Origin of the sequence: Streptomyces sp. JJ36 (genome assembly GCF_021696945.1) — a bacterium.
Taxonomy (GTDB): Bacteria; Actinomycetota; Actinomycetes; order Streptomycetales; family Streptomycetaceae; genus Streptomyces.
On the sequence record NZ_JACYHE010000006.1, the window covers coordinates 91,690 to 115,128 of the forward strand.

Below are 23,439 nucleotides of genomic sequence, written 5' to 3' on the forward strand. Positions count from 1 at the left end.
CTCGGCGGCCGAACGGAGCGGGCGCTCCGGCGGCCTCGACGCCCCGGTGCCTCCGCGTCCCGGGCTGTGTGCCCGAGGGCAGCCCGCCCGTACCCGCTCGCCGGTGGGGACGGCGCCGGAACCCCCTGCGTCGGGACCGCTGACACGCCGGGCATCTTTCAGCATAGCTTCTCGCTCCGTGACCACCGGTACGGCGGGGGCGGCGTGGTGACGCCCCCTCAGCCGCGCCACGGCCCCGCCGGCACCGGCGCGGCGCCCTCCCCCGGACCGCCGGGACCGTACGGAGCACGCCACGGGCCGACGGCTGAAAAGTATCCCCGAGTACCCCGCACGCTCGTGGAGAATCCGTGAAGTTCTCACGCCTCATCGGTGACAGACGGGACTTCTCCGTGGCCCTGCGTGACTGCCAGGCTCGTCTCCGTCAGCCACAGGGAGGTGGAATGAGCAAGGGGTACGCCGTCTTCTGCGACGCAGACCGGCTCTTCTACGACGCTCCGCACCGCGTGCCGGCGCAGCCGGACGACCGGAGCGCCCTCTACGGCGCCGCGCGCCGCGAGGTGCCCGAGGGCTGGCAGCGGCACCGTACCGGCGACTGGCTGGCGCTGCGCCCGGCCGGCGCCGAACTGCCCGCCCAGGGCTGGAAGATCCACGTCTCCTCCTGCCTGGACAACGCCGAGCGCATCCTCTCGGCGGTCTGGGACTACTGCGTACCCCGTGGCGTGGCGTTCAAGTTCGTGCCGAGCCGCAGACTGCTGCACAACCGCAATGCCAAGTACGCCGACCGCGGCGCCAGCGGGAAGTTCGTCACCGTCTACCCCGCGGACGAGGAGCAGTGCCGGCGGGTCGCGGAGGACCTCGACCGGCTGCTCGCCGGGGAGCCCGGGCCGTACATCCTCAGCGACCTGCGGTGGGGCGCCGGCCCGGTGCACCTGCGCTGGGGCAGCTTCACCGAACGGCACTGCTACGACGACGAAGGGCGGCTGTGCCCGGCGGTGGAGGACCCGCGCGGCCGGCTGGTGCCGGACCGCCGGGAGCCGCGCTTCCAGGTCCCGGAGTGGGTGGCCCTGCCGGACTTCCTCCGCCCGCACCTGGAGGCCCGCTCCGCCACCGCGCTCGCCGAGATCCCCTACACGATCGAGAGCGCCCTGCACTTCTCCAACGGCGGCGGCGTCTACGCGGCACGCGACACCCGCACCGGCGAGGAGGTCGTGCTGAAGGAGGCCCGGCCGTACGCGGGCCTGGCGGCCGACGGCGCCGACGCGGTCACCCGGCTGGAACGTGAGCGCACGGCGCTGGAAAGACTCGCGGACGTTCCGCAGACCCCGGCGGTGCGCGACCACTTCGTCCTCGGCGACCACCACTTCCTCGCCCTGGAACGGGTGCGCGGCAGACCCCTGAACGCCTTCTTCGCCCGCCGCCACCCGCTGATCGAGGCCGATCCGGCGCCGGAGCGGCTGGCCGCCCACACCGACTGGGCGCTGCGCGTGCACCGGATGGTGGAGGAGGCCGTGGCGGCGATCCACGCCCGCGGGCTCGTCTTCAACGACCTGCATCTGTTCAACATCATGGTGGCCGAGGACGAGTCCTCGGTGACCCTGCTCGACTTCGAGGCCGCCGCCGAGGCGGCGGACGGCCTCCGGCAGACGGTGGCGAACCCCGGCTTCGTGGCACCGCCCGACCGCCGCGGCTACGCGGTGGACCGCTATGCGCTGGCCTGCCTGCGCCTGGCGCTCTTCCTGCCGCTGACCAACCTGCTGGCGATGGACCGGGAGAAGGCGGCGCACCTGGCGGAGCTGGCCGCCGCCGAGTTCCCGGTGCCGCGGGAGTTCCTGGACGAGGCGGTGGCCGAGATCACCGGCGCGGGGCGGGACCCGGCGACGGCCGGCCCGGTCGTGGCGACGCACGCCGCCGGGGTCGCCGAGGGGGAGACCCCGGCGCCGGCGCCACGGGCCGGCATGCGCCGTACGGCCCGCACCCGCGTCCCGGTCCGGGACGGAGGGGCGGACCGGGACGAGCCGGCGGAGCCGGGGCAGCCACCGGAGCCGGGCGGCGGCTATCTGCCCGTGCATCCCGGCGACTGGCCGCGCAGCCGCGACGCGATGGCCCGGGCCCTGCTGGCCTCGGCCACCCCGGACCGCGAGGACCGCTGCTTCCCCGGGGACATCGCCCAGTTCCGTACGCCCGGCGGCGGCGCCTCCTTCGGCTACGGCACCGCGGGCGTGCTGCACGCCCTCGCGGAGACCGACGCCCCCGACTGCCCGGAGGCCGAGGAGTGGCTGCTGCGGCATGCCAAACGCCCCGCCACCGGCACCCCGCTCGGCTTCTACGACGGGCTGGCGGGCGTCGCCTGGACGCTCGCCCGCCTCGGCCACGCCACCGAGGCGCTGGAGCTGGCCGCCCTCGTCACCGGTGAGCAGTGGCAGGAGCTCGGCGGCGAACTGCACGGCGGGCTGGCCGGGCTGGGCCTGGCCCTGGACTCCCTGGCGGAGACCACCGGCGAGCCCGGGCTGCACGAGGTGGCCGGAGACTGCTGCCGCCTGGTCGCCGACCGCGCCGAAGCCGGCCGGTCCACCCGCCGCGCCGGACTGCTGCACGGCCGCACCGGCGAGGCCCTGCTCTTCCTGCGCCGCTACGAACGCACCGGCGACACCGCGCTGCTGGACCTGGCCGCCACCGCCCTCCGGGCCGACCTCGACCGCTGCGTGCGGAGCGCCGGCGGCGCCCTCCAGGTGGACGAGGGCTGGCGCACCCTGCCCTATCTCGGCGCGGGCAGCGTCGGCATCGGAATGGTGCTGGACGACTATCTGCTGCACCGCGACGACGACGGCTTCCGCGCGGCACGCCGGGAGATCCACCGGGCGGCGCGGTCCCGCTTCTACGCGCAGCCGGGGCTGTTCCGCGGCACGGCGGGCATGGTGCTGTACCTGGCCCGTACGGCCGACACGGACACTCCGGAGAGCACCAGCACCCCGGACGGGGGCGCGGCGACCGGCGCGGACGCCGTGCTCCGCCGGCAGATCGGCGCGCTCGCCCGCACCGCCCTCCCCTACCGGGGGCACCTCGCCTTCCCCGGCGAGCAGTTGATGCGCCTGTCCATGGACCTGAACACCGGCACCGCGGGCTGCCTCCTCGCGCTGGGCGGCGCGCTGCAGCCGCGGCCCGCGAGTCTGCCGTTCCTTCCGCCGCTACCGCGGCCCCAGAGCCGGCCGTCCACCCGGGCGGCCGTAACGGAGAACCGTTTCCGAACAAGAGAGGAATCATCATGACCCTGCTCGACCTGCAGACCATGGAGACCGTCAAGGACGAGGCCACCGCCGACGCCGGCTACGGCGGCGGCAGCGAGGCCAGCCTGCTGCTCTGCGGCGACAGCAGCCTCAGCCTCACCACCTGCAACTGACGACCACCGCGTCGTCACCGCGTTCCCGGGCGGCCACCCCGCCCGGGAACGCCCCGTTCCGGAACGCGCGGGTCCCGGTCCTCCTCGTTCTTCCCCGCCTCGCTCTCCCGTATCCCCCGCCGCGAGCCCGTGGCGCATCTCCGCCGCGGTCGGGGCGTGGCTCCCGCCGCGCCGGCAGGTGGCTCCCACCGCACCCGCGAGGTGGCGCGCACCGCACCACCCTCCGGTCTCCCCCGCCCGTACGCCTCCTGCGAGGAAGCCGCATGGCCTCACCACCCCCCGCGGAACACGCCGAGGAGGCGCCCCGGCGGAACGCGCACCGGCTGCTCGCCGGCGCCGCCCGGGACGGCGCCGCCGGCACCGCGGGTGTGCTGCTGGCCGGCCTCGCCGAGTCCGCCGTGGCCCTCGCCCTGCCGGCCGTCCTCGGCCGCGCCCTGGACCGGCTGCTCGCCGGCGCCGGCCCGGCCGACCCGTGGATCGCCGCGTGCGCCGCGCTGTTCGCCGCCCAGATGCTGCTCGGCGCCGCCGTCGCCGTGCTGAACGGTACCGTCACCGCCCGCGGCACCGCCTGGCTGCGCCGCCGCGGAACCGGGCACCTGCTCGCCGCCGGTCCGCGCGCCACCGACCGCTTCACCCCCGGCGACCTGGTGACCCGCCTCGGCCAGAACGCGGCCGACGCCGGCACCGCGCCCGCCTCCGCCGCCACCGCCGTCACCGCCGTCGTCACCCCGCTCGGCGGTCTGCTGGCGCTCGCCGCCGTCGACCTGTGGCTGGCCGCGGTCTTCCTCGGCGGCACACCGCTGCTGGCGGCGCTGCTGCGGACCTTCGCCCGCGGTTCGTCCGCCAGCGTGACGGACTACCAGCACACCCAGGGCCGCATCGCCACCGCCCTGACCGAGGCGCTCGGCGGGGCCCGCACGGTCGCCGCGGCCGGCACCGCGGACCGGGAGCGGCGGCGCGTGCTGGAGCCGCTCGCCGAACTCGACGCCCAGGGACGCCGGATGTGGCAGGTCTACGGGCGCGCCATGGTGGGCAGCGGGGTGCTGGCGCCGCTGCTGGCGACGGCCGTCCTGGCCGCCGGGGGGCTGCGGCTGGCCGCGGGCGCGCTGAGCGTCGGGGAACTGCTGGCCGCGTCCCGCTACGCCTTCCTCGCCGTCGGCGTCGGCACCCTCGTCGGCCGGGTGGACGCCCTGGTACGCGGCCGGGCCGCCGCCTCCCGGATCGCCGGGCTGCTCACGGTGCCGGCCGTGCCGTACGGCACCTGGCCGCTGCCGGCCGGCGGCCCCGGCCGGCTGGAGCTGCACCGGGTGACCGTGCGCCGCGGCGGGACGGCGGTGCTCCGCGACGTGGACCTGGTGGTGCCGGGCGGCAGCACCATGGCCGTGGTCGGCCGGTCCGGGGCGGGCAAGTCCCTGCTGGCCGCCGTCGCCGGGCGGCTCACCGACCCGGACCACGGGCGGGTGCTGCTGGACGGGGTGCCGCTGACCGAGGCCGACCCCGCGGTGCTCCGCCGGGAGGTCGCGTACGCCTTCGAGCGGCCCGCGCTCTTCGGGCGCACCGTCGCCGCGGCCGTCGGCTTCGGGCCGCGCGACCTGCCCCGCACCCGGGTGGAGGCCGCCGCGCGGGCGGCCGGTGCCGACACCTTCGTACGGCTGCTGCCGGACGGCTACGACACGCCGCTCCGGGAGGCGCCGCTCTCCGGCGGGGAGGCGCAACGCCTCGGGCTGGCACGGGCGTTCGCGCACGCCGGGCGGCTGCTGGTGCTGGACGACGCCACCTCCAGCCTGGACAGCGCCACCGAGCGCGAGGTGGGGCGCGCCCTGCTGCGGGAGGTGCGTCCGGGCACCCGGCTGCTCGTCGCCCACCGGGCCTCCTCCGCCGCCCGCGCCGACCTGGTGACCTGGCTGGAGAACGGTCGCGTCCGGGCGGTCGGCCGCCACCACGAGCTGTGGCACGACCCGGACTACCGCGCGGTGTTCGCCCCGGACGAGGACCTTCCGCCGGGGGCGGGAACCCACGACGGCGGCCCCCCGGACGGAGACGGCGATCCCGAGCGGGCGGGCGCTCCCGAGCGGGCACCGGCCCGCTCCGGTACGGACGGTGCCGCAGACGGCGGCGACACGGCGTCCCCGGGACCCACCGGCGGCGGAACCGCGGGACCGTCGGCACGGCGGGCCGGGAAACCGGCCCCACCGCCGGGGGCGGGAACCCCCACGGGCGGTGCGGCGTGAAAGGCGCGGCGGAGACCGAGGCCGTCCCGGAGGCGGCGCAGGCCCGGGACGCCCGGGACGCCGCGCCCGCCGAGGGGCACGGGCTCCGGGCCCCGGACGGGCCCGGCGGGCACGCGGGCCCGGCCGCGACGGAGAACCCCGGGGGCCGGCCCACGCGCCCCCTGCGCCGGGTGCTGCCGCAGGCCCGCCGGTTCCTCGGGCGCCGCCGGCCCACCCTGCTGCTGCTGGGCGGCTGGTCGCTGCTGGAATCCGCACAGACGTTCCTCGGCGGCTACAGCGTCGCCCGCGCCCTGGACCGCGGCTTCCTCGCCGGCGACACCCGCACCGGGCTGCTGTGGCTGGCCGCCGGCGCGGTGGCCGTCCTCGTCGGCGGCCTGGCCACCCGCGGGGTCTTCCGGCACCTCGCCGACCTGGTGGAACCGCTGCGCGACGGCCTGGTGCGCCGCGTGGTGACCCGGGCGCTGCGACAGGCCGTCGCCGACCCGGACCGGGTGGACACCGCCGCCGTCTCCCGGCTGACCAGCCAGACGGAGATCGCCCGGGACGGCTTCGCCGGACTGGTTCTGGTGACCCGGTCGTTCGCGTTCACCGCGCTGGGTGCGCTCTTCGGCCTCGCCGCACTCGCGCCCGGCCTGCTGCTGGTGGTGCTGCCGCCGCTGGTGCTGGGGCTGGTGCTGTTCTGCCTGACGCTGGGTCCGACGGCGCTGCGGCAGCAGGAGTTCCTGCGCGCCGACGAGGCGGCCTGCGCGCACTTCGGCGCCGTCGCGGAGGGCCTGCGTGACGTGACCGCGTGCGGCGCCACGGAACGTGTGGCCGCCGAGTCCGGCGTTCTCGTCGGCCGTGCCCGGGACGCCGGGCGGGTCCTCGCCCGCTGGGCCGGAGCGCGCCATCTCGCGCTGGGCCTGGCCGGCCGGCTGCCGGTGGTGCTGCTGCTGGTGGCGGCGCCCTGGCTGCTGCGCAACGGCGTGACGGCCGGTGAACTGGTCGGCGCCCTGACCTACCTCACCCAGTCGCTGCTGCCCGCCCTGCACACCCTGGTCAACGCGCTCGGCTCGGCCGGCACCCGGCTGCTGGTCGTGCTCGACCGGCTCACCGGCGGCACGGACGGCGACGGGTACGGGCCCTCCGGACCCGTACCCGCCTCCCCCTCGTCCGTCCCCCGCGCGCCCGGCGGCAGCGCCGAGACCCCCGTGCTCGGCGCCCCGCCGGAAGGACCGGCGGAGCCTCCCCCGGCTCCGTTCCCCCTGCCGGCCGCGCGGCCGTCCCCCGTACCGGCCGCTCCCCCCCGGGTCGAACTCCGCGGCGTGACCTTCGCCTACGGCCCCGCGGCCCGCCCGGTCCTGCGCGATCTGGACCTGGAGGTCCCCCCGGGCGGCAGCCTGGCGGTGGTCGGCCCCAGCGGCATCGGCAAGTCGACGCTCACCGGGCTCGTCGCCGGGCTGCTCACCCCGCTGCGCGGCGACGTCCGGGTGGCCGGCGAGCCCGTACGCCCGTACGCCTCCCCCGAGGCGTGCCGGCGCCGGGTGCTGATCCCGCAGCAGGCGTACGTGTTCAGCGGCACCCTCCGCGCCAATCTGCTCTATCTCCGTCCCGACTCCTCCACCGTCCCCCGGCGGGCGGTGGAGGAGTCGGCGCATGCGGTCGGCCTCGGGCCGCTGCTGGAGCGGCTGGGCGGACCGGACGCCCCCGTCGTCCCGGGTGAGCTGTCCCAGGGTGAGCGGCAGTTGCTCGCCCTGGCCCGGGCACATCTGTCACCGGCGCCGCTGGTGCTGCTGGACGAGGCGACCTGCCATCTGGACCCCGTGGCCGAGGCCCGCGCGGAACGCGCCTTCCTGGAGCGGCCCGGCACCGTGGTGATCGTCGCCCACCGCCTCTCCTCGGCCCGGCGTGCCGACCGGGTCCTCGTGCTGGACGGCACCGAGGCCCGTACCGGCACCCACGAGGAGCTGCTCGCGCGCTCCCCCCTCTACGCCGAACTGGTGGGGCACTGGCAGGCGACCGCGGTCTGAAGGCGGCCGTACCCACCTGCCGTGAGCGGGGCCCGCGGGCTCAGGCCGGTGCGGTGCGGCCCCGCGAGGTGTGAGCGGGTGCGGTCGGGGAGGTGCCGCGTAACCGGCGCGTGCGCATCCTTCCTCCTTCTGCTGGGCGCTTCGGCAGGGGGGTGTGCGGGGAACCGCAGGGGAGTCCGGGCTCCCCGCACACCGGGGCAGGGACAGGCGCATCCCTCCCACGCCGCGGAGACACTGCTGGGGCGGCTGTCTCCGCGAGGCGGACGACCAGCACGTTACGGACGCCGCAAGGCCGCTGCCAGCGGCACGGGGCCCGGTCCCCCGCCCGCGGGCGGCGCCGGTGCACAACCGGGCGTGCGCCGTGCACAACGGGGGCCGGGCACACCCTCACCCGTGCACAGTTCCCGCAGGCGGCCGCCCGTTCCCGGCCGGCGGACCGCCCGTTCCGGGCCACCGGGGACCGTTCCGCGCATCCCGGGGCGCCGGGTCCGGCGCACCCCGGGAGCCCCGGTCCCGCGCGGCTATGCCCGCCAGGCGCCGCGCAGCGGCGGGCTGCCGGTGGCGGCGTACAGCGCGAAGGCGAGCGGGCGGACGCTGCTCAGCAGGTGCTCGCCCTCCTCCGGCACGACCTCCCGCGGCTCCGCTCCCTGCCGCGGCACCCGGTGCTCCGCGGCCCCCTGCGACGTACCGCCGTCCTCCGGACCGCCGCGCTCGGGGCCGGCCGACAGGTCCCGGCGCAGCAGCGGCGCCGCCGCCTGGAGCCGGCTCCGCACGGTACCGGGGGACACGTCCAGCGCGGCGGCGGCCTTCTCGGTGTGCGTGTCGTTCTCCAGCCAGACGCGGAGGGTGCGCAGCAGATCCCGGCGGTCCTCCCGTACGGGCTGCAGCAGCTCCTCCGCCCACTCCCGTACGGCCGGCGCGCCCACCATGGCGGTGAAGTCCGCATCCGCGTCGGCTCCGGCGTCCTCCGGGCCGCCACCGTGCCCGTGCGCGTTGACGATCTTCACCGCGGCGGAGACCACCGCCTGCTGGAGGACGTGCCGCCGGTCCAGACCGAGCAGGCCGAAGGCCCGGTTCACGCGGTGCGCCACGGTGTTCCGGTGCACGCCGAGCACCCGGCTCACGGCCTTGTACGGGAAGTCCAGGGCGAGGTCGAGGGTGTGCAGGAGCTGGTTGCGCTGGCCGGTGGGCAGCGCCAGCAGCGGGCGCAGCACCGTGCCGGCCCAGCGGCGTGCCGGTTCCGGCGGCACCACGTCCGCCAGGTCCGCCCGGTCCTCGGCGCGTGCCGCCCGCCCGGGCAGCTCCCGTGCCACGGCCAGCGAGGTGACGGCCTCCGCGTAGGCGTCCGCGACGTCGCCGAGCCCGTGCACCCGGCTGCTGCCCAGCAGGTGCTCCGGCCGACCGGACACCACCTCCCGCAGCACCCCGTCCAGCGGCACCGCCTCACCGCCCGGCAGCGGGTCGACCAGGATCAGATGGTTGAAGGCCGGGCAGCGAGCCAGCAGCGCGCGCCCGGCCGTACCGCCCTCCAGCCGGGCGGCGGTCGCCTCCCGCTCCTCGCCGGCGCAGTCCACGACATGCACCCGCACCTCCTCCGTGGCCAGCAGGCCGGGCGCTATCCCGGCCATCACCCGCTGCGCGGCGACCTCCTCGCCCGCCAGGAGGAGCTGCAGCGCGCTCAGGTGCACCGCCCGCTCGGCGTCCCGCAGCCGGCTCTGCGACCGCGCCTGGTCCAGCAGGCCCAGCACCTTGGCGGCGTGCCGGACCAGATCGGTCTCGGTGTCGCCCAGCGGGCGGCGGGCGGCCACCCAGAGCGTGGCGGCCGGACCCGGCGAGGCGAGCGCGACGGACTGCACATGCGGCCCCGCGTCCCGGGACGCCGCCGGAGCGGGTGTCGCGGGTGCCGCGCCGGCGGGCGTCGCGGGGGCGGTCTGACCGGCGAGCAGCGGGGCGAGCGTACGGGGCGCGGACTCCGGGGAGGCGGCCAGCACCCCGCGGTGCCGGTCGCCGACGAGCACGTCGGCCTCCAGCGCGGCGGCCAGCCAGTCGGTGATGCGCTGCATCCCGCCCGCGCCGGCGTCCGTCGTCGTGCCGGGAACGGCAGTCGTGCCGGGGCCGGCCGTCGTGCCCGGGGCGACCGCGGCGTCGTCCGGCGTGCAGCCGGCGGAGCCCGGCCCCGCCTCGGCCCACCGCTCGGGCAGCCGGTGCAGCAGGGCGGTGAGCTGTTCCGCGTGCCACTCGGCGTCCCGGTGCCGGCGCTCGCTCAGCCGCGGCAGCAGCCGGCGCCACTCCGTCAGCGGCGTGGTGGTGGTCAGCAGGGGGACGTCCAGCCGTGCCGCCGCGCTGCGCAGCGTCACCGGGACGTCCCGGACACCGTGCCGGCCGACGACCACCGCGAGCCCGGCGGCCCGCTGCCGGGCCAGCTCCCGCAACAGCGCCTCGGCCGCCCGTGCCCCGACCCCGCGGCCGCCGGGCCCGCCGAAGTCCCCGGTCACCACGAGGGTGTCGGTGACCTCACCGAGGCCGTCCGTCCACTGCGGCGGCGGCACCACCCGTACCGTGTCCACCATGCGGTCGCGGGCGTGATCGCCTCCCACCGCGAACTCCAGAGAAAGCCCGGGCTCCTCACCCAGGTCACTCAGCGTCGACATCGTCCGACCCCCAGCCGGTCGAGGACCTGCGGTCCCAGGGCCCCGGACGCCTGTACGGGTCCGGCCGGGGCCCCTGGCGACGAACCTGCACCCCCCGCAGCGCACAGTACCGCGCTGCGGGCAGACCACCGTCCCGCGGTACGGAGGCAGGGACCTCCGCGGCACCCGGACCGCAGCCCGCCGGAAGCCGGGGCCGCGCGCCGGTGCACGCCGCTGCGCCGGGAGGCAGCGGCGTCCGCCACGCCTCGCCCCTGGCGGGACGGATCCGCGGGGCGTCACGTGGCGTGCCGCGCACGTCGCCGGCGGACCACGCCCGGGCGCCGTGCCGTTCCGGGGGAGCAGGCCGCGCGGCCTGCTCCCCCGGCGCCGCGCTCACGACGGTCCTGCGCGGGCGCGCTCCCGCGGCGTGCCGGCCCCGGTGCGGTCACGCCCACCAGGCTGGAGACCCGCGCCGGCTGGTCGCCGCGGAGCCCGGTCCCGGACGCGGTCCCGGACGCCCCGCAGAGCGGCCTCGCGGACCACCGGCCCCAGCGGGAGCCCCGGCAGGAGCCCCGGCAGGCAGGTACACGGCCGTCCGCACGGGCCCCGCCGGGGCCTGCGGTCCGTCCCGGCGGGGGCGGCGACCCCGGCCCCACGGTGCTCACCGCCGGTCGCCGGGCCGCCCTACACCCAGCCGGCGCCGTGGGCGATCCGTATGGCGTCCACGCGGTTGCGGGCACCGGTCTTGCGGGTGATGGCGGTCAGGTAGTTCCGCACCGTGCCGTGCGACAGGTGCAGCCGGCCGGCGATGTCGGCTATCGACTCCCCCTCCGCGGCCAGGGCCAGCACCCCCACCTCACGGGGCGTCAGCGGCATCTCGGCGGCCTGGAGAAAGCCGAAGGCGAGCGATTCGTCCACGAATCGCTCGCCCTCGAAGACCCGGCGGATGGCCTCGACTAAGCGCTGGGGGACGGCGTCCCGGTCGACGAACCCCCGGGCGCGCGCGGCGTAGGCCTTGCGCAGGAGCCCGGGACGGGACGGGTCGGCGAGCACCACGAGGGCACAGCCCGCGCCGTCCGTGTGCCGTACGAGGCGCGGATCGCTCAGCGGAGCCGTCGCGGTGGAGCCGTCGATGTCGGCCAGGCAGATGTCCGGACGCAGCGCCGCGAGCCCGCCCATGACCTGGTCCCAGGGTGCGGAGGACACCTCCAGGTCGTCTTCGGCGGAGAGCAGCGACTCCAGCGCCGAACGCATGAGCGTCGAATCGTGTACCAGGAGAACCCGGATCACCTGAGTGTCCTTTCTCACGGTCCGTGGTGCCTTTGGCACGCGGTGTGCGGCCGAGTGATACTGCCATGAAACCGACACTTGACCGCAAGGGGGCACCGGGCGCACGACGGGCGCACACCGGGAGACCGTTCGTGCGCCCCTTCACCGATGCACACGCCCCCGACGAAGCGGCGGACACCTGGAGGCAGCCCCCGCGACCCGCCCCGCCGGTTACCCCGCCGGACCCGCCCTACACGGCGGGCCCGGCGAGCGCCTGCCCGCCGCCGCCCGGTCCGTGCCGGTCCGCGCCTCGAACAGCGCCTGCTCGTCACGCCGGCCCACGAGAGCGTCCCGGCGCCGGCGCCGCAGCACCTCCTGCCGGGAAGGCCGCTGCTGACCTGTCACACCATCACCCCCAGGCGTTCCGGGTATTCCACCTGCTCCGCCGACCGGTGTCCCCCGCGCCACGCGCCCCCGACCGGCAGGAGTGCCGCCGGGCCGCGGAGGGGTGGTCTGCACCACCACGACGAAAATCCCGCCCGATCGGGGTGATCGGACGGGATTCTGCTGCTGTTGCTGTGGACCTGAGGGGATTTGAACCCCTGACCCTCTCGTTGCGAACGAGATGCGCTACCGGACTGCGCCACAGGCCCTTGCGACGGGTGAAACCTTAGCATCCCCGTCGGGCGGGGAGAAAATCCGTTGCCGTGCTGGTCACGACCGGACGCGGCCGGCGGCGGCCCGGGGTCACTCGTTGGCCGCGCGAGGGCGGTCCGCGTCCGCCATCTGGTCGAAGAGCGGGGTGCGTCCCCGCTCGCGCCGGGGCGCCGGGGCGGGCTCCTGGGCGGCGGCCTCGGGGGCCGGGGCCGCCGCGGTGCTGGAGCGGGCGGAGCTCCAGGTGTCCGGCGCGTCCAGGTCGACACCGCGCGCGGTGCGCGGGGCGACCGGGGCGCTGACGTACGTGGGCAGCGGCACCGGCACCGGGTCCCAGCCCTCGCCCTCGGGCTGTTCGGCGACGCGGCCGCGCTCCTGGTCCACCCACTCGGCGTGGTCGGTGCGCTCCACGAGGGCACGCTGGTCGGCCGAGGGCCCGGCCGCGGGGCCCGGCTCCTCGTCGGCCGGGGCGGAGACGGGCACCGGGCCGCTCTCCGGTTCGGGGTGCGGGTGCGGCTCGGGCCGCGGGGGCGCCTCGGCCTGCGGCTCCCGGGCGGCGCCCGCGCGCGTACGGTCCTCGCGGAGCCGGCGGGCGGCCTCCTCCGCGCGGCGGCGGTCCATGGTGACCTCGAAGCGGCGCCGCTCCTGGACACGGAGGTGGGCGATGTAGGCGCTGAGCAGCGCGGCGGGCGCCGCGGGCGCCCAGAGGAACGCGACGCCGCCGACGGCGGCCACGATCGCGCCGACCGAGAAGGCCAGGAAGAGGATCATCGTGGTGCGGCGGCGGCGCGCCAGCAACTGGGCGCGCTTGGCCCGCTCCGCGGCCCGGCGCACGGAGCCGGCGGGGCCATCCTGGTCCGCCCGGTCCCCGCGGGCGCCCGGCTCACCCCGGTCCCCGCGGGCGCCCGTCGTCACACGGTCGCCCACACCACGGTCGCCCGTTCCGCGGTCGTCGGGGTGCCGCTCGGCGGGGTCCCCGGCGGCGGACGCGGGGCCGTGGCGGTCCGCGGTGCCGGCCGCGGCGTGCAGCTCGGTCGGGGCTTCCGGAAGGACCTCGGCGCGGGCGCGGACGAGGGTCCGGGGCTCGGCGAAGGCCCGCACGTCGACCGCCGGGCCGGGGGCGGCGTACGGGGCGTCCGCGTCCGCCGCGTCACCGTCGGCGCCGGGCTCCGCGTCGGCGCCGGTGGCATGGGCCCCGGTGCGCCGCTCGGCTTCCTTCGCGTAACGGCGCTCCATGGCCGCCTTGCCGGACAGCAGCCGGATGGCGGTGCTGAAGCGTTCCGTCGGACGTGCCTCGTTCAGCTCGTCCTGCCGACGAAGCCACATCGGCACGAGGTAGGCGGCCCAGGCCCCGACGATGACTGCGTAGATGAGGCCACTGCTGCTCACCCTCACACGGTAGAGGGAATTGCGTCAGGGCATCGGCAAAATTGCCTGGCGTGTCGCGCGATCCGGCCGCCGTTCCGATGATTCTCTGCGGGAAGCGCGCCCACGGTCACCCGATGTGGGTCGCCGGTGGGCGGGAAGTGAGGATTCCGGGAACGGCGATTCCGCGACAGCGCGGATTCCCCCGAGGATTATCGAACATTTATTTTATTTCTGCGGCGCCGGTGGTCTCGTGCGCCGCCACCGGGTCAGCAGCCCTTCGGGCACCTCCTCCGCCGTCAGGGCGTAGACCAGATGGTCCCGCCAGGCGCCGTCGATGTGGAGATAACGGGGACGTACCCCTTCTTCCCGGAATCCGAGTTTCTCGACGACGCGCCGGCTCGGGCCGTTCTCCGGGCGGATGCAGACCTCGACACGGTGCAATCCCACCGTACGGAAGCAGTGGTCGGTCGCGAGCGCGACGGCCGTCGGCATCACGCCGCGACCCGCCACGGACCGGTCGATCCAGTACCCGACATGGCCGGAACACATCGACCCCCAGGTGATGCCCGCGACCGTGAGCTGCCCGGCCAGCCGGCCGCCGTACTCGACGACGAACGGCAGCATCCGCCCCGCCTGCGCCTCCGCCCGCAGATGCCGGACCATCTGCCGGTACGTCGGCCGGCGCGGCGGCTCGTGGCCGGGCGGCGGGGGCGGCACGGTGGCCTCCCAGGGGCGCAGCCAGTCGCGGTTCCGCTGGTTGACCTCACGCCAGGCCCGCTGGTCGCGCAGCCTTATGGGGCGGAGGGTGGTCGCTCCGTCCGCCAGCACTACCGGCCATGGTGCGTTCAGTGCGGGTCGTCCCCTCTGGGGTGATCGCCGCCGCGGACCTGGTCGACGGCGTGTACCAGCAGCTCGTCCAGGACGGCGAGGCCGTCGCGCACGCCGCCCGAGGAACCCGGAAGGTTCACGATCAGTGTGCGCCCGGCGACCCCCGCGACGCCACGGGAGAGCGCCGCCGTGGGCACCTTCGCCCGCCCGGCGGTGCGGATGGCCTCCGTGATGCCGGGGATCTCGTGGTCGAGCACGCCACGGGTCATCTCGGGGGTGCGGTCGGTGGGCGAGATCCCGGTGCCGCCGGTGGTGAGCACGACGTCGTACCCGGCCGCCACGGCCTCCCGGAGCGCCTCGGCCACCGGCTCGCCGTCCGGGACGACACGGGGACCGTCGGCCGCGAAGCCCATCGCCGCCAGGCCCTCGACGAGCAGCGGGCCGCCCCGGTCGGCGTAGACACCGGCGGCGGCGCGGTTGGAGGCGGTGACGGCGAGCGCGCGGTACGGCCGGCGGCCGTGCGCCGGCCCCGAGCCCGCCGGTGCCGGGGCGCCGTGGCCGGTGCCGTGCGCGTCTCCGTGGCCGGTGCCGTGCGCGGCGGCCACCACCTGCTCCGCGGGGCTCGGACGCCCGGCGGCTTCGGCCTCCGCGGCCCCGGGTCCCGCGGAGCCCGCCCCGGCGCCCGTGTCCACACCGTCCGCGGCATCCGCACGGCCCGCCCCGCCCTCGCGCGTCCAGTCGCCGGACTTCCCCCCGGTCTTCTCCTCCACCCGGACGTCCGTGATGACCGCGGACTTGTCGACCGCCTTGACCATGTCGACCACCGTCAGCGCGGCGACCGAGACGGCCGTGAGCGCCTCCATCTCCACCCCGGTGCGGTCGGTGGTCCGTACCGTCGCCGTCAGCTCCACGGCGTCGTCGGCGACGGCGAGCTCCACGGCCACCCCGGAGAGCGCCAGCGGGTGGCAGAGCGGGATCAGCTCGGGCGTGCGCTTGGCGCCCGCGATGCCGGCGATCCGTGCGGTGGCGAGGGCGTCGCCCTTGGGCACTCCCTCGCCGCGCAGCAGTGCCACGACCTCCGGCGACACCCGCACCCGGCCGGTGGCACGCGCGGTGCGCGCGCTGACGTGCTTCGCCGAGACGTCGACCATGCGGGCGGCGCCCGCCTCGTCGAGGTGCGTGAGGTGGGGCTGCGGCTGCTCGGCGCTGCTCATCGTTCTCCCGGTGCGGTCCGTGTGCGCAGCCACGGTACCTGCCGCCTCCGCGGCGCGGGAGCGCGGCAGGGCGCACGCCGGGCACCCGCGAGCGCGTCCCCGGCGCGTACCGCCCGCGCCACTGCGTCAGTCGAGCGGCAGCACCTCCACCTCGGCGCCGGGCGCCAGCTCCTCCGTCTCCTCCGGCACCACGATCAGCGCGTCGGCCTGCGCGAGCGCGGCGATCAGATGGGAGCCCGCGCCCCCGACCGCCCGCACGGCACCCGTCTTACCGCCGGGTGCGGGCGGCTCGTACGCCCCGCGCAGGAACTGCCGCTTGCCCGCGGGGGAACGCAGGGGCTCCGTACCCTCCAGCCGGGCCGGTACGGGCGTCCGCCGCACCGGTTGCACGCCCATCAGGGTGCGGATCGCCGGCCGTACGAAGAGCTCGAAGGAGACGTAGGCGCTGACCGGGTTGCCCGGCAGTGCGAGCAGCGGGGTCCGGTCGGGCCCGACGAGGCCGAAGCCCTGCGGCTTGCCCGGCTGCATCCGCAGCCGCCGGAACTCCACCCGGCCCGCGCCCTCCTCCAGGGAACTCAGCGTCTCCTTCACCACGTCGTACGCGCCGACGCTGACGCCGCCGCTGGTGACCAGGATGTCCGCGCGGATCAACTGGTCCTCGATGGTGGACCGCAGGGTGTCGGCGTCGTCGGTGACGGCGCCGACGCGGTAGGCGAGGGCGCCGGCGGCCCGCGCGGCTGCGGTGAGCACGAAGCTGTTGGAGTCGTGGATCCGGCCGGGGCCCAGCCGCTCGCCCGGCGGGACCAGTTCGCTGCCGGTGGAGAGCACGACGACCCGCGGCCGCGGCCGTACGGTGACGCTGCCGCGGCCGATCGCGGCGAGCAGCCCGATCTGCGGCGGCCCGAGCACCGTGCCGGCCCGCAACGCGACCGTCCCGGCCTCCACGTCGCTGCCACGTGCCCGCACGTGCTGCCCGGGGACGACCGCCCGGTGCACGCGGACCTCGCCGCCCGCGGCGGCCGGATCGGCGCTGTGCGCGGTCATGGCGTCGGCCGGGCCGCCGCCGGTGCCGCCGTCGGTCCACTCCACCGGCACCACGGCCTCCGCGCCCGGGGGCAGCGGGGCGCCGGTCATGATCCGGGCGGCCTGCCCGGGCCCGACGGCCGGCTGCGCGTCGCTGCCCGCGGCGACGTCGCCGAGGACGGTGAGCACGGCGGGATACTCCGGCGAGGAGCCCTCCACATCGACCGTGCGCACCGCGTAGCCGTCCATCGAGCTGTTGTCGAAGGGCGGCAGCGGTGCGGGCACGGCGACGTCGTCGACCAGCACACAGCCCTGCGCGTCCAGGAGCTGCAGCTCGATGGGCTCCAGCGGGCGCACGCCGCGCAGGACGTCCTCGAGGTGCTCGTCGACCGACCAGGTGTCGCTCAAGGCCGCTCCATCTCCTCGCTAACGAATCCGCGCAGCCAGGCGCGGAAGTCCGGACCCAGGTCCTCCCGTTCGCAGGCCAGCCGGACGATGGCGCGCAGGTAGTCGCCGCGGTCGCCGGTGTCGTAGCGGCGGCCGCGGAAGACCACGCCGTGCACCGGGCCGCCCAGCGAGGGGTCGGAGGCCAGCGCCTGCAGGGCGTCGGTGAGCTGGATCTCGCCGCCCCGGCCGGGCTCGGTCTTGCGCAGCACGTCGAAGACGGCCGGGTCCAGCACATAGCGCCCGATGATCGCGAGGTTGCTGGGGGCCTCCGCGGCCGACGGCTTCTCGACCAGGTCGGAGACGGTGACGACGTCGTCCTGGTCGGTCGGGGTGGCGGCGGCGCACCCGTAGAGGTGGATGGTGGCCGGGTCGACCTCCATCAGCGCGATGACGCTGCCGCCGCGCTCCTCCTGCACGGCGGTCATCCGGGCGAGCAGCGGGTCGCGGGGGTCGATCAGGTCGTCGCCGAGCAGCACGGCGAACGGCTGGTCGCCCACGTGGGGCGCGGCGCAGAGCACCGCGTGCCCGAGGCCGCGCGGGTCGCCCTGCCGCACGTAGTGCATGGTGGCCAGGTCGCTGGACTCCTGCACGCGGGTCAGCTTGGTGGCGTCGCCCTTGCTGCGCAGGACCTCTTCGAGCTCGTAGTTGCGGTCGAAGTGGTCCTCGAGCGGGCGCTTGTTCCGGCCTGTCACCATCAGTACGTCGGAGAGGCCGGCGGTGACGGCCTCCTCGACCACGTACTGGATCGCCGGCTTGTCGACGACCGGGAGCATCTCCTTCGGGGTGGCCTTGGTCGCGGGGAGGAAGCGGGTGCCCAGGCCCGCGGCCGGGATGACAGCCTTGCTGATCCTGTCACGTGAGGTAGTCATGGCCAGCACCATAACGGGTGCGTATGAGCAGAAGATGAGGTTCTGGTGGTGGGCGGTGTCGACACGGGCAAGTCGGGTCTGCGGCGTGACCTGCTGGCGGGGCGCTCCCGGCTGACGACGGACGCGGTCCGGGAGAGCGCCGGGGTGCTGGCGCGCCGGGCACTGGAGCTGCCGGAGCTGGCGGGGGCGCGCACCGTGGCGGCGTACGTCTCGGTGGGCCGCGAGCCGGGCACCCGGCCCCTGCTGGACGCACTGTACGCCAGGGGTGTGCGGGTGCTGCTGCCGGTGCTCCTGCCGGACAACGACCTGGACTGGGGCCGGTACGGGGGGCCGGACACGCTGGTCCGCGCCCGGCTCGGGCTGCTGGAACCGGCCGGGCCGCCGCTGGGACCGGACGCGGTGACGGAGGCGGACGCGGTGCTGCTGCCGGGCCTGGCGGTGGACGCCCGGGGCAGGCGGCTGGGGCGCGGCGGCGGCAGCTACGACCGGGTGCTGGCCCGGCTGTCCGCGGCGGGCGTGGAGCCGGCGCTCATCGTGCTGCTGCACGACACGGAAGTGCTGACGCAGGTGCCGGTCGAGCCGCACGACCGGCCGGTGGCCGCGGCGGTCACGCCCTCGGGCGTGCACCGCTTCCGGGACTCCTAGCCCGCCACCCCGGCCCGCCCGCACCCCGCGGACCCGGCACAGCACGCAGGACCGCGGGGTCCCCGGCGACGGCCGAGCGGCGACGCGGAGCGCGGCTCCTCGACGGTGCGGCGGGACCCGCCGGACGGCGGTGCTCACCGCCGTCCGCGCGCAGGGGCAGGCGGCCTGCGCCCTCCCGGAACGGACGGGTCCGCAGGCGCGCGGCGGCCGGGCCGGCCGCCGGGCTGATGACACCGGCGAGGGCGGCCCCGCCCGCGGGGGCGGATGCTACGGCGTGAGCGCCATCGTGTCCTCGGTGGCCTCCTGCACCGCCTGCTCGCTGAACGCCCACGGAAGCTGTTCCCCGTCGGCCCACATCTCGGCCTGGTCGACGTAGTTCGGGTGGTAGCTGTGGCCGGAGGCTCCGGTGAGGTTGATCCAGCTCGACTGGTCGAAGTCGTCCAGGCTGACCACCATGCGCATCGAGGGCACCCAGGAGACGTCGTAGCCGCCGGAGGCGTTCCAGCCGGTGGCGTTGACGGCGGCCTCGCCGCCGCCGAGGTCCCACGGACCGCGGTTCAGCAGCCACTGGACAAAGCCCGGGCCCTCGGTGCCGAGCGTCTGGTTCTGCAGCATCAGCCGGTGCAGGCGGCCCCAGCTCCAGGTGTCGATGTCCTTGCCGAGCTCCGCGGTGAGTTCCCAGCGGGCGTCCTTGAGGGCGTGGGCGAGCAGTTCGTCGCGGTTCCGGTCGCCGTGCTGCGCCTTGCTGCCGGAGGTCTTCCACCAGTGGCTGCCGGGCTCGTCCAGCAGCCCGCGCACCACCTCGAACCAGCGGTCGCCGCCGTCCGGCTGGGCGGAGTCCGGGTCCCGCTTGCCGCACTCGCGGACCAGCTTCGCGTCGCCGTCGAGGTCCTCCAGGGGTGCGGACTCGTCGGCGGGCGGCACCCAGAGGCAGTCGCCCTCGACCCGGACCTCCTTGGGCAGCTTGTCTCCGAAGGCGAGCATCAGGACGTTCCGCCAGACGGCGTTGAAGTAGGCGGCGGCGGCGGAGTCGGCGTCCTGGCTGTAGTCCCAGCCGCGGAGCAGCTCCTGCGCCTCGCGGACATAGGGGTCCTTGACGTCGATCTTCAGCAGGTAGGGGACGAGCAGCTTGGCGATCTCGCTGCTGTTGTCGAGCTGCATGGTCTGCATGTCCTTGGTGGAGACCTTGCCGCCGTCCTCGAGCTTCGACCTCAGGAGGTCGTGGATGCGCTGGCTGCGGGCGCCGTAGCCCCAGTCCTCGGTCAGCAGGTACGGGTACTTCCGCTGGTCGATGACGGCCTGGTTGGCGGTGACGATGTAGCCGCGCTCCGGGTTGTACTCCCAGGGGAGGGCCTCCTGGGGGATGTAGCCGGTCCAGCGGTAGTCGGAGTCCCAGCCGGGCGCGGGGTAGCGTCCGTCGCCCTTGCCGCGGACGGGGATCTTCCCGGGCGCCTGGTAGCCGATGTTGCCCTCGGTGTCGGCGTAGAGGAGGTTCTGCGAGGGCACCTCGAACTTCCGGGCGGCGGCGCGGAACTCCTCGAAGTCCGAGGCGGTGTTCAGCGCGAAGACGGCGTCCATGGAGCGGCCCGGGGTGAGCGCCGTCCAGCGCAGCGAGACGGCGTAGCCGTCGCCGCGGTCGGGGGCGGCGGACCGGACGGGTGCCTCCTCGCCGACGTCGGCGGCCTCGGAGCTGCGGTCGGAGATGAGCGGGCCGTTCCCGGTGGCGCGTACGGTGATCTCCCGGTCACGGCCGCCGGCGACCTTGATCAGCTCCTTGCGGGTGGTGAACGCGTGGCGCTCGCCGTCCCGGACGTACTGGCCGTCCTCGATCTTCTCCAGGTAGAGGTCGGTGACGTCCGCGCCGAGGTTGGTGAACCCCCAGGCGATGTCCTGGTTGTGCCCGATGACCACGCCGGGCATCCCGGCGAAGGTGAACCCGGCGACGTCGAAGGCGCAGTCCTTGCTCACGCTCCGGCAGTGCAGGCCCATCTGGGACCAGACCGACGGGAGCGTCGGCGCGAGGTGCGGGTCGTTGGCGAGCATCGGCTTGCCGGTGGTGGTGTACTCGCCGGAGACGACCCAGGAGTTGGAGCCGATGCCGCTGCCGTTGGGGCCGAGCAGGGCGGGCACCTCGTCGAGCACCTCGGCCAGCGATCCGAGCTGGGTGCGGGCGCCCTGCACGGCCTGCTCGACGCCGGGCGTGGTGCTGGTCCCGGTGGAGACGCCGCCGGCCGGCTCGTACTCCTCGGTGGCCTCGTCGACGGAACCGGCCTCGACGATGGGCTCGTTGCGCTCGTACGGGTAGGGCGGGTAGAGCGCCTCGATGTCCTCCTCGGAGAGCCGGCTGCTCATCAGGGCGCGGTCGATCTCGTCCTCCATGTTGCCGCGCAGGTCCCACGCCATGGCCTTGAGCCAGGCCACGGAGTCGACGGGGTCCCAGGGCTCCGGCTCGTAGTCGTACTTGAGGTCGAGCGCGGCGTACTCGACGGAGAGCTCGGAGCCCTGGTGGTCGCGGAGGTAGGCGTTGACCCCGGCGGCGTACGCCTTCAGGTACCGCTTGGTGGCGGGGGCGAGCCGGGCGTACTCCCGCTCGGCGACCTCCCGCCAGCCCAGGGTGCGCAGGAACGCGTCCGTCTCCACCTGGCTTTCGCCGAACATCTCGGAGAGCCGGCCGGAGGTGGTGTGCCGCCGCACGTCCATCTGCCAGAAGCGGTCCTGGGCGTGGACGTAGCCCTGAGCCAGGAAGAGGTCGCGGGAGTCGTCGGCGTAGAGCTGCGGGATGCCGTGTGCGTCCCGCTTCACGGTGACCGGGGCGGACAGGCCCTCGATCTTGAGCGAACCGGTGGTCTGCGGGAAGGAGTCGCGGACCGTGCCGATGCTCCAGAAGGTGCCGTAGCCGATGCCCCCCACCAGCAGCAGCACGACTGCGATCACGAGGAGACGGGCGCGTCGTGAGGTCTTCTTGGCGGGCATCGCTGTCCTTCGAGGGGCAGGGTGGTCCTGGCTGCTGGAGCAACCATAGGCCGACCCGGTGACAGTCCCGACAGGGAGTCGGGGAGTTGGGCGCCCGACGGGTTCGCGCGTCCGCATCGTGGCGGCGGCGTGGCGGCGGCGAGACGGCGGCGTGGTGACGGTGTGAGGAGAGAGGCGGACGGTGCGGACGGCGCCGGGCGTCCGGTCACCCCGGGGAATCCGGGGCGAAGAGTCATGCGATGGTAAATTGTTAGCTATGCGAACGAACTACGGGAGGAGCGGCCCCTGACTGTCGACCGGCTCAACCAGATCATGCTCCTCGGCTCCGTGGTGCTGCTCGTCGCGATGGTGGCGGTGCGGCTCTCGACCCGCACGGGCCTGCCGAGCCTGCTGCTCTACCTCGGGATCGGCGTCCTCATCGGCCAGGACGGCCTCGGCCTCGACTTCGACGACGCCGAACTGACCCAGGTCCTCGGCTATGCGGCGCTGGTGATGATCCTCGCCGAGGGCGGGCTGGGCACCAGCTGGCGGGAGATCCGCCGCGCGGTCCCGGCCGCCGCCTCGCTGGCCACCGTCGGTGTCGGGGTGAGCGTCGGTATCGTCGCGACTGCGGCGCACTACCTGATCGGCCTGGAGTGGACCACGGCGCTCATCATGGGCGCGGTCGTCTCCTCCACCGACGCCGCCGCGGTCTTCTCGGTGCTGCGCAAGGTCCCGCTGCCGCAGCGGCTCACCGGCACCCTGGAGGCCGAGTCGGGCTTCAACGACGCCCCGGTGGTGATCCTCGTCGTCGCGCTCTCCGCGACCGAGCACGAGCCGAAGAGCTGGTACGTCCTGGTCGGCATGATCCTGCTGCAGTTGCTCATCGGCCTGGCGGCCGGGCTGCTGGTCGGCCGGCTCGGCGCCTTCGCACTGCGCCGCGTCGCGCTGCCCGCCTCCGGGCTCTACCCGATCGCCGTGCTCGCCCTGTGCGTGCTGGCGTACGCGGGCGGCGCGCTGGCGCAGGGCAGCGGCTTCCTCGCGGTGTACGTCTGCGCGGTGGTCCTCGGCAACGCCCGGCTGCCGCACCGCCCGGCCGTGCGCGGCTTCGCCGACGGACTGGCCTGGCTGGCGCAGATCGGCCTCTTCGTCCTGCTCGGGCTGCTGGTGACCCCGCACGAACTGGTGGACGACCTGGTGCCCGCGATCCTCGTCGGGCTCGCGCTGACACTGGTGGCCCGGCCGGTGTCCGTGGTGGTGAGCCTGCTGCCCTTCCGGCAGCCGTGGCGGGAGCAGGCGCTGCTGTCCTGGGCCGGGCTGCGCGGCGCGGTGCCCATCGTGCTGGCGACCATCCCCATGGTGTCGCAGGTGCAGGGCAGCGAGCGGATCTTCAACCTGGTCTTCGTGCTGGTGGTGCTCTTCACCCTCGCCCAGGGGCCCACCCTCCCCTGGCTCGCCCGCCGGCTGCGACTGGGCGACCCGGAGGCCGCGCGGGACGTGGACATCGAGTCGGCACCGCTGGAGCGGCTCCGCGGTCATCTGCTGTCGGTCTCCATCCCGGAGCGGTCCCGGATGCACGGCGTGGAGATCACGGAACTGCGGCTCCCGGCAGGCGCCGCGGTCACCCTGGTCGTACGGGAGGGGTCCAGCTTCGTACCGCTGCCCTCGACGGTGCTGCGGCGCGGGGACGACCTGCTGGTGGTGGCCACGGACGAGGTCCGGGACGCGACGGAGCGGCGCCTGATCGCGGTCGGCCGGGGCGGCAAGCTGGCGGGCTGGCTGGGCGGCACCGGGGCCACGGCCACCCCGCGCTGAGCGGACGGCACGGCACGGGCCCGGGGTGCGCCCTCGGTGTGATCCGTGCCGGAGTGTGCCGGGCCCGGTGGACTCTGCCGCGGAAATA

At 75.8% G+C, this 23,439-nt stretch carries 14 protein-coding genes and 1 tRNA gene; 6 read left to right on the forward strand and 9 right to left on the reverse strand.

Going from position 1 to position 23,439, the window contains the following annotated elements:
- Positions 1-440: 440 nt before the first annotated feature.
- From lanKC to HOY81_RS04230, 4 genes are all read left to right on the forward strand, one after another.
- The gene (gene lanKC, locus HOY81_RS04215; RefSeq protein WP_237318246.1) at positions 441-3,266 is read left to right on the forward strand and encodes a class III lanthionine synthetase LanKC; all 2,826 of its coding nucleotides are present in this window, start codon (positions 441-443) and stop codon (positions 3,264-3,266) included.
- A complete protein-coding gene (locus HOY81_RS04220; RefSeq protein ID WP_237318248.1) occupies positions 3,263-3,397 on the forward strand; it encodes a SapB/AmfS family lanthipeptide in 135 nt (44 codons plus the stop codon). The genes lanKC and HOY81_RS04220 overlap by 4 nt, the downstream gene beginning before the upstream one ends.
- A 263-nt stretch (positions 3,398-3,660) precedes the next feature.
- Positions 3,661-5,628, forward strand: coding sequence for an ABC transporter ATP-binding protein (locus HOY81_RS04225; protein WP_237318250.1), 1,968 nt, complete (start codon positions 3,661-3,663; stop codon positions 5,626-5,628).
- 170 nt (positions 5,629-5,798) lie between these two features.
- Complete coding sequence (locus HOY81_RS04230; RefSeq protein ID WP_237318329.1) at positions 5,799-7,637, forward strand: ABC transporter ATP-binding protein; 1,839 nt, start codon at positions 5,799-5,801, stop codon at positions 7,635-7,637.
- Positions 7,638-8,158: 521 nt separating this feature from the next.
- On the opposite strand, the gene HOY81_RS04235 is transcribed toward HOY81_RS04230, so the two are convergent.
- The 8 genes from HOY81_RS04235 to galU form a co-directional block, all read right to left on the reverse strand.
- On the reverse strand, positions 8,159-10,288 hold the full coding sequence (locus tag HOY81_RS04235) for a helix-turn-helix domain-containing protein (protein WP_237318252.1): 2,130 nt from the start codon (positions 10,286-10,288) through the stop codon (positions 8,159-8,161).
- Positions 10,289-10,951: 663 nt separating this feature from the next.
- Positions 10,952-11,557 carry a response regulator transcription factor gene (locus HOY81_RS04240; RefSeq protein ID WP_308340949.1) on the reverse strand — a complete coding sequence of 202 codons (606 nt, stop codon included), beginning with the start codon at positions 11,555-11,557 and terminating at the stop codon, positions 10,952-10,954.
- A gap of 558 nt (positions 11,558-12,115) precedes the next feature.
- Positions 12,116-12,189 (reverse strand) — tRNA-Ala (locus HOY81_RS04245).
- 94 nt (positions 12,190-12,283) lie between these two features.
- On the reverse strand, positions 12,284-13,579 hold the full coding sequence (gene glpR / locus HOY81_RS04250; protein ID WP_237318254.1) for a gephyrin-like molybdotransferase receptor GlpR: 1,296 nt from the start codon (positions 13,577-13,579) through the stop codon (positions 12,284-12,286).
- Between the two features lie 204 nt (positions 13,580-13,783).
- Positions 13,784-14,407: a GNAT family N-acetyltransferase gene (locus HOY81_RS04255; RefSeq protein WP_237318333.1), complete on the reverse strand. Its 624-nt coding sequence runs from the start codon at positions 14,405-14,407 to the stop codon at positions 13,784-13,786.
- A complete protein-coding gene (moaCB, locus tag HOY81_RS04260) occupies positions 14,404-15,600 on the reverse strand; it encodes a bifunctional molybdenum cofactor biosynthesis protein MoaC/MoaB (protein WP_237318256.1) in 1,197 nt (398 codons plus the stop codon). Before moaCB ends, HOY81_RS04255 begins: the two co-directional genes overlap by 4 nt.
- Before the next feature lie 126 nt (positions 15,601-15,726).
- A complete protein-coding gene (gene glp / locus HOY81_RS04265) occupies positions 15,727-17,031 on the reverse strand; it encodes a gephyrin-like molybdotransferase Glp (RefSeq protein WP_237318258.1) in 1,305 nt (434 codons plus the stop codon).
- Positions 17,028-17,939 (reverse strand): UTP--glucose-1-phosphate uridylyltransferase GalU, encoded by a 912-nt coding sequence (gene galU, locus HOY81_RS04270; protein WP_237318260.1) that lies wholly within the window; start codon positions 17,937-17,939, stop codon positions 17,028-17,030. Before galU ends, glp begins: the two co-directional genes overlap by 4 nt.
- 48 nt (positions 17,940-17,987) lie before the next feature.
- On the opposite strand from galU, the gene HOY81_RS04275 reads away from it, so the two are divergent.
- A complete protein-coding gene (locus tag HOY81_RS04275) occupies positions 17,988-18,584 on the forward strand; it encodes a 5-formyltetrahydrofolate cyclo-ligase (RefSeq protein WP_237318262.1) in 597 nt (198 codons plus the stop codon).
- A gap of 267 nt (positions 18,585-18,851) precedes the next feature.
- Here HOY81_RS04275 and HOY81_RS04280 read toward each other — a convergent pair whose 3' ends face one another.
- Complete coding sequence (locus HOY81_RS04280) at positions 18,852-21,557, reverse strand: penicillin acylase family protein (RefSeq protein WP_237318264.1); 2,706 nt, start codon at positions 21,555-21,557, stop codon at positions 18,852-18,854.
- 246 nt (positions 21,558-21,803) lie between these two features.
- Here HOY81_RS04280 and HOY81_RS04285 point away from each other — a divergent pair, with 246 nt between their 5' ends.
- Positions 21,804-23,351 carry a potassium/proton antiporter gene (locus HOY81_RS04285; protein ID WP_308340950.1) on the forward strand — a complete coding sequence of 516 codons (1,548 nt, stop codon included), beginning with the start codon at positions 21,804-21,806 and terminating at the stop codon, positions 23,349-23,351.
- The last annotated feature ends 88 nt before the right edge of the window (positions 23,352-23,439 follow it).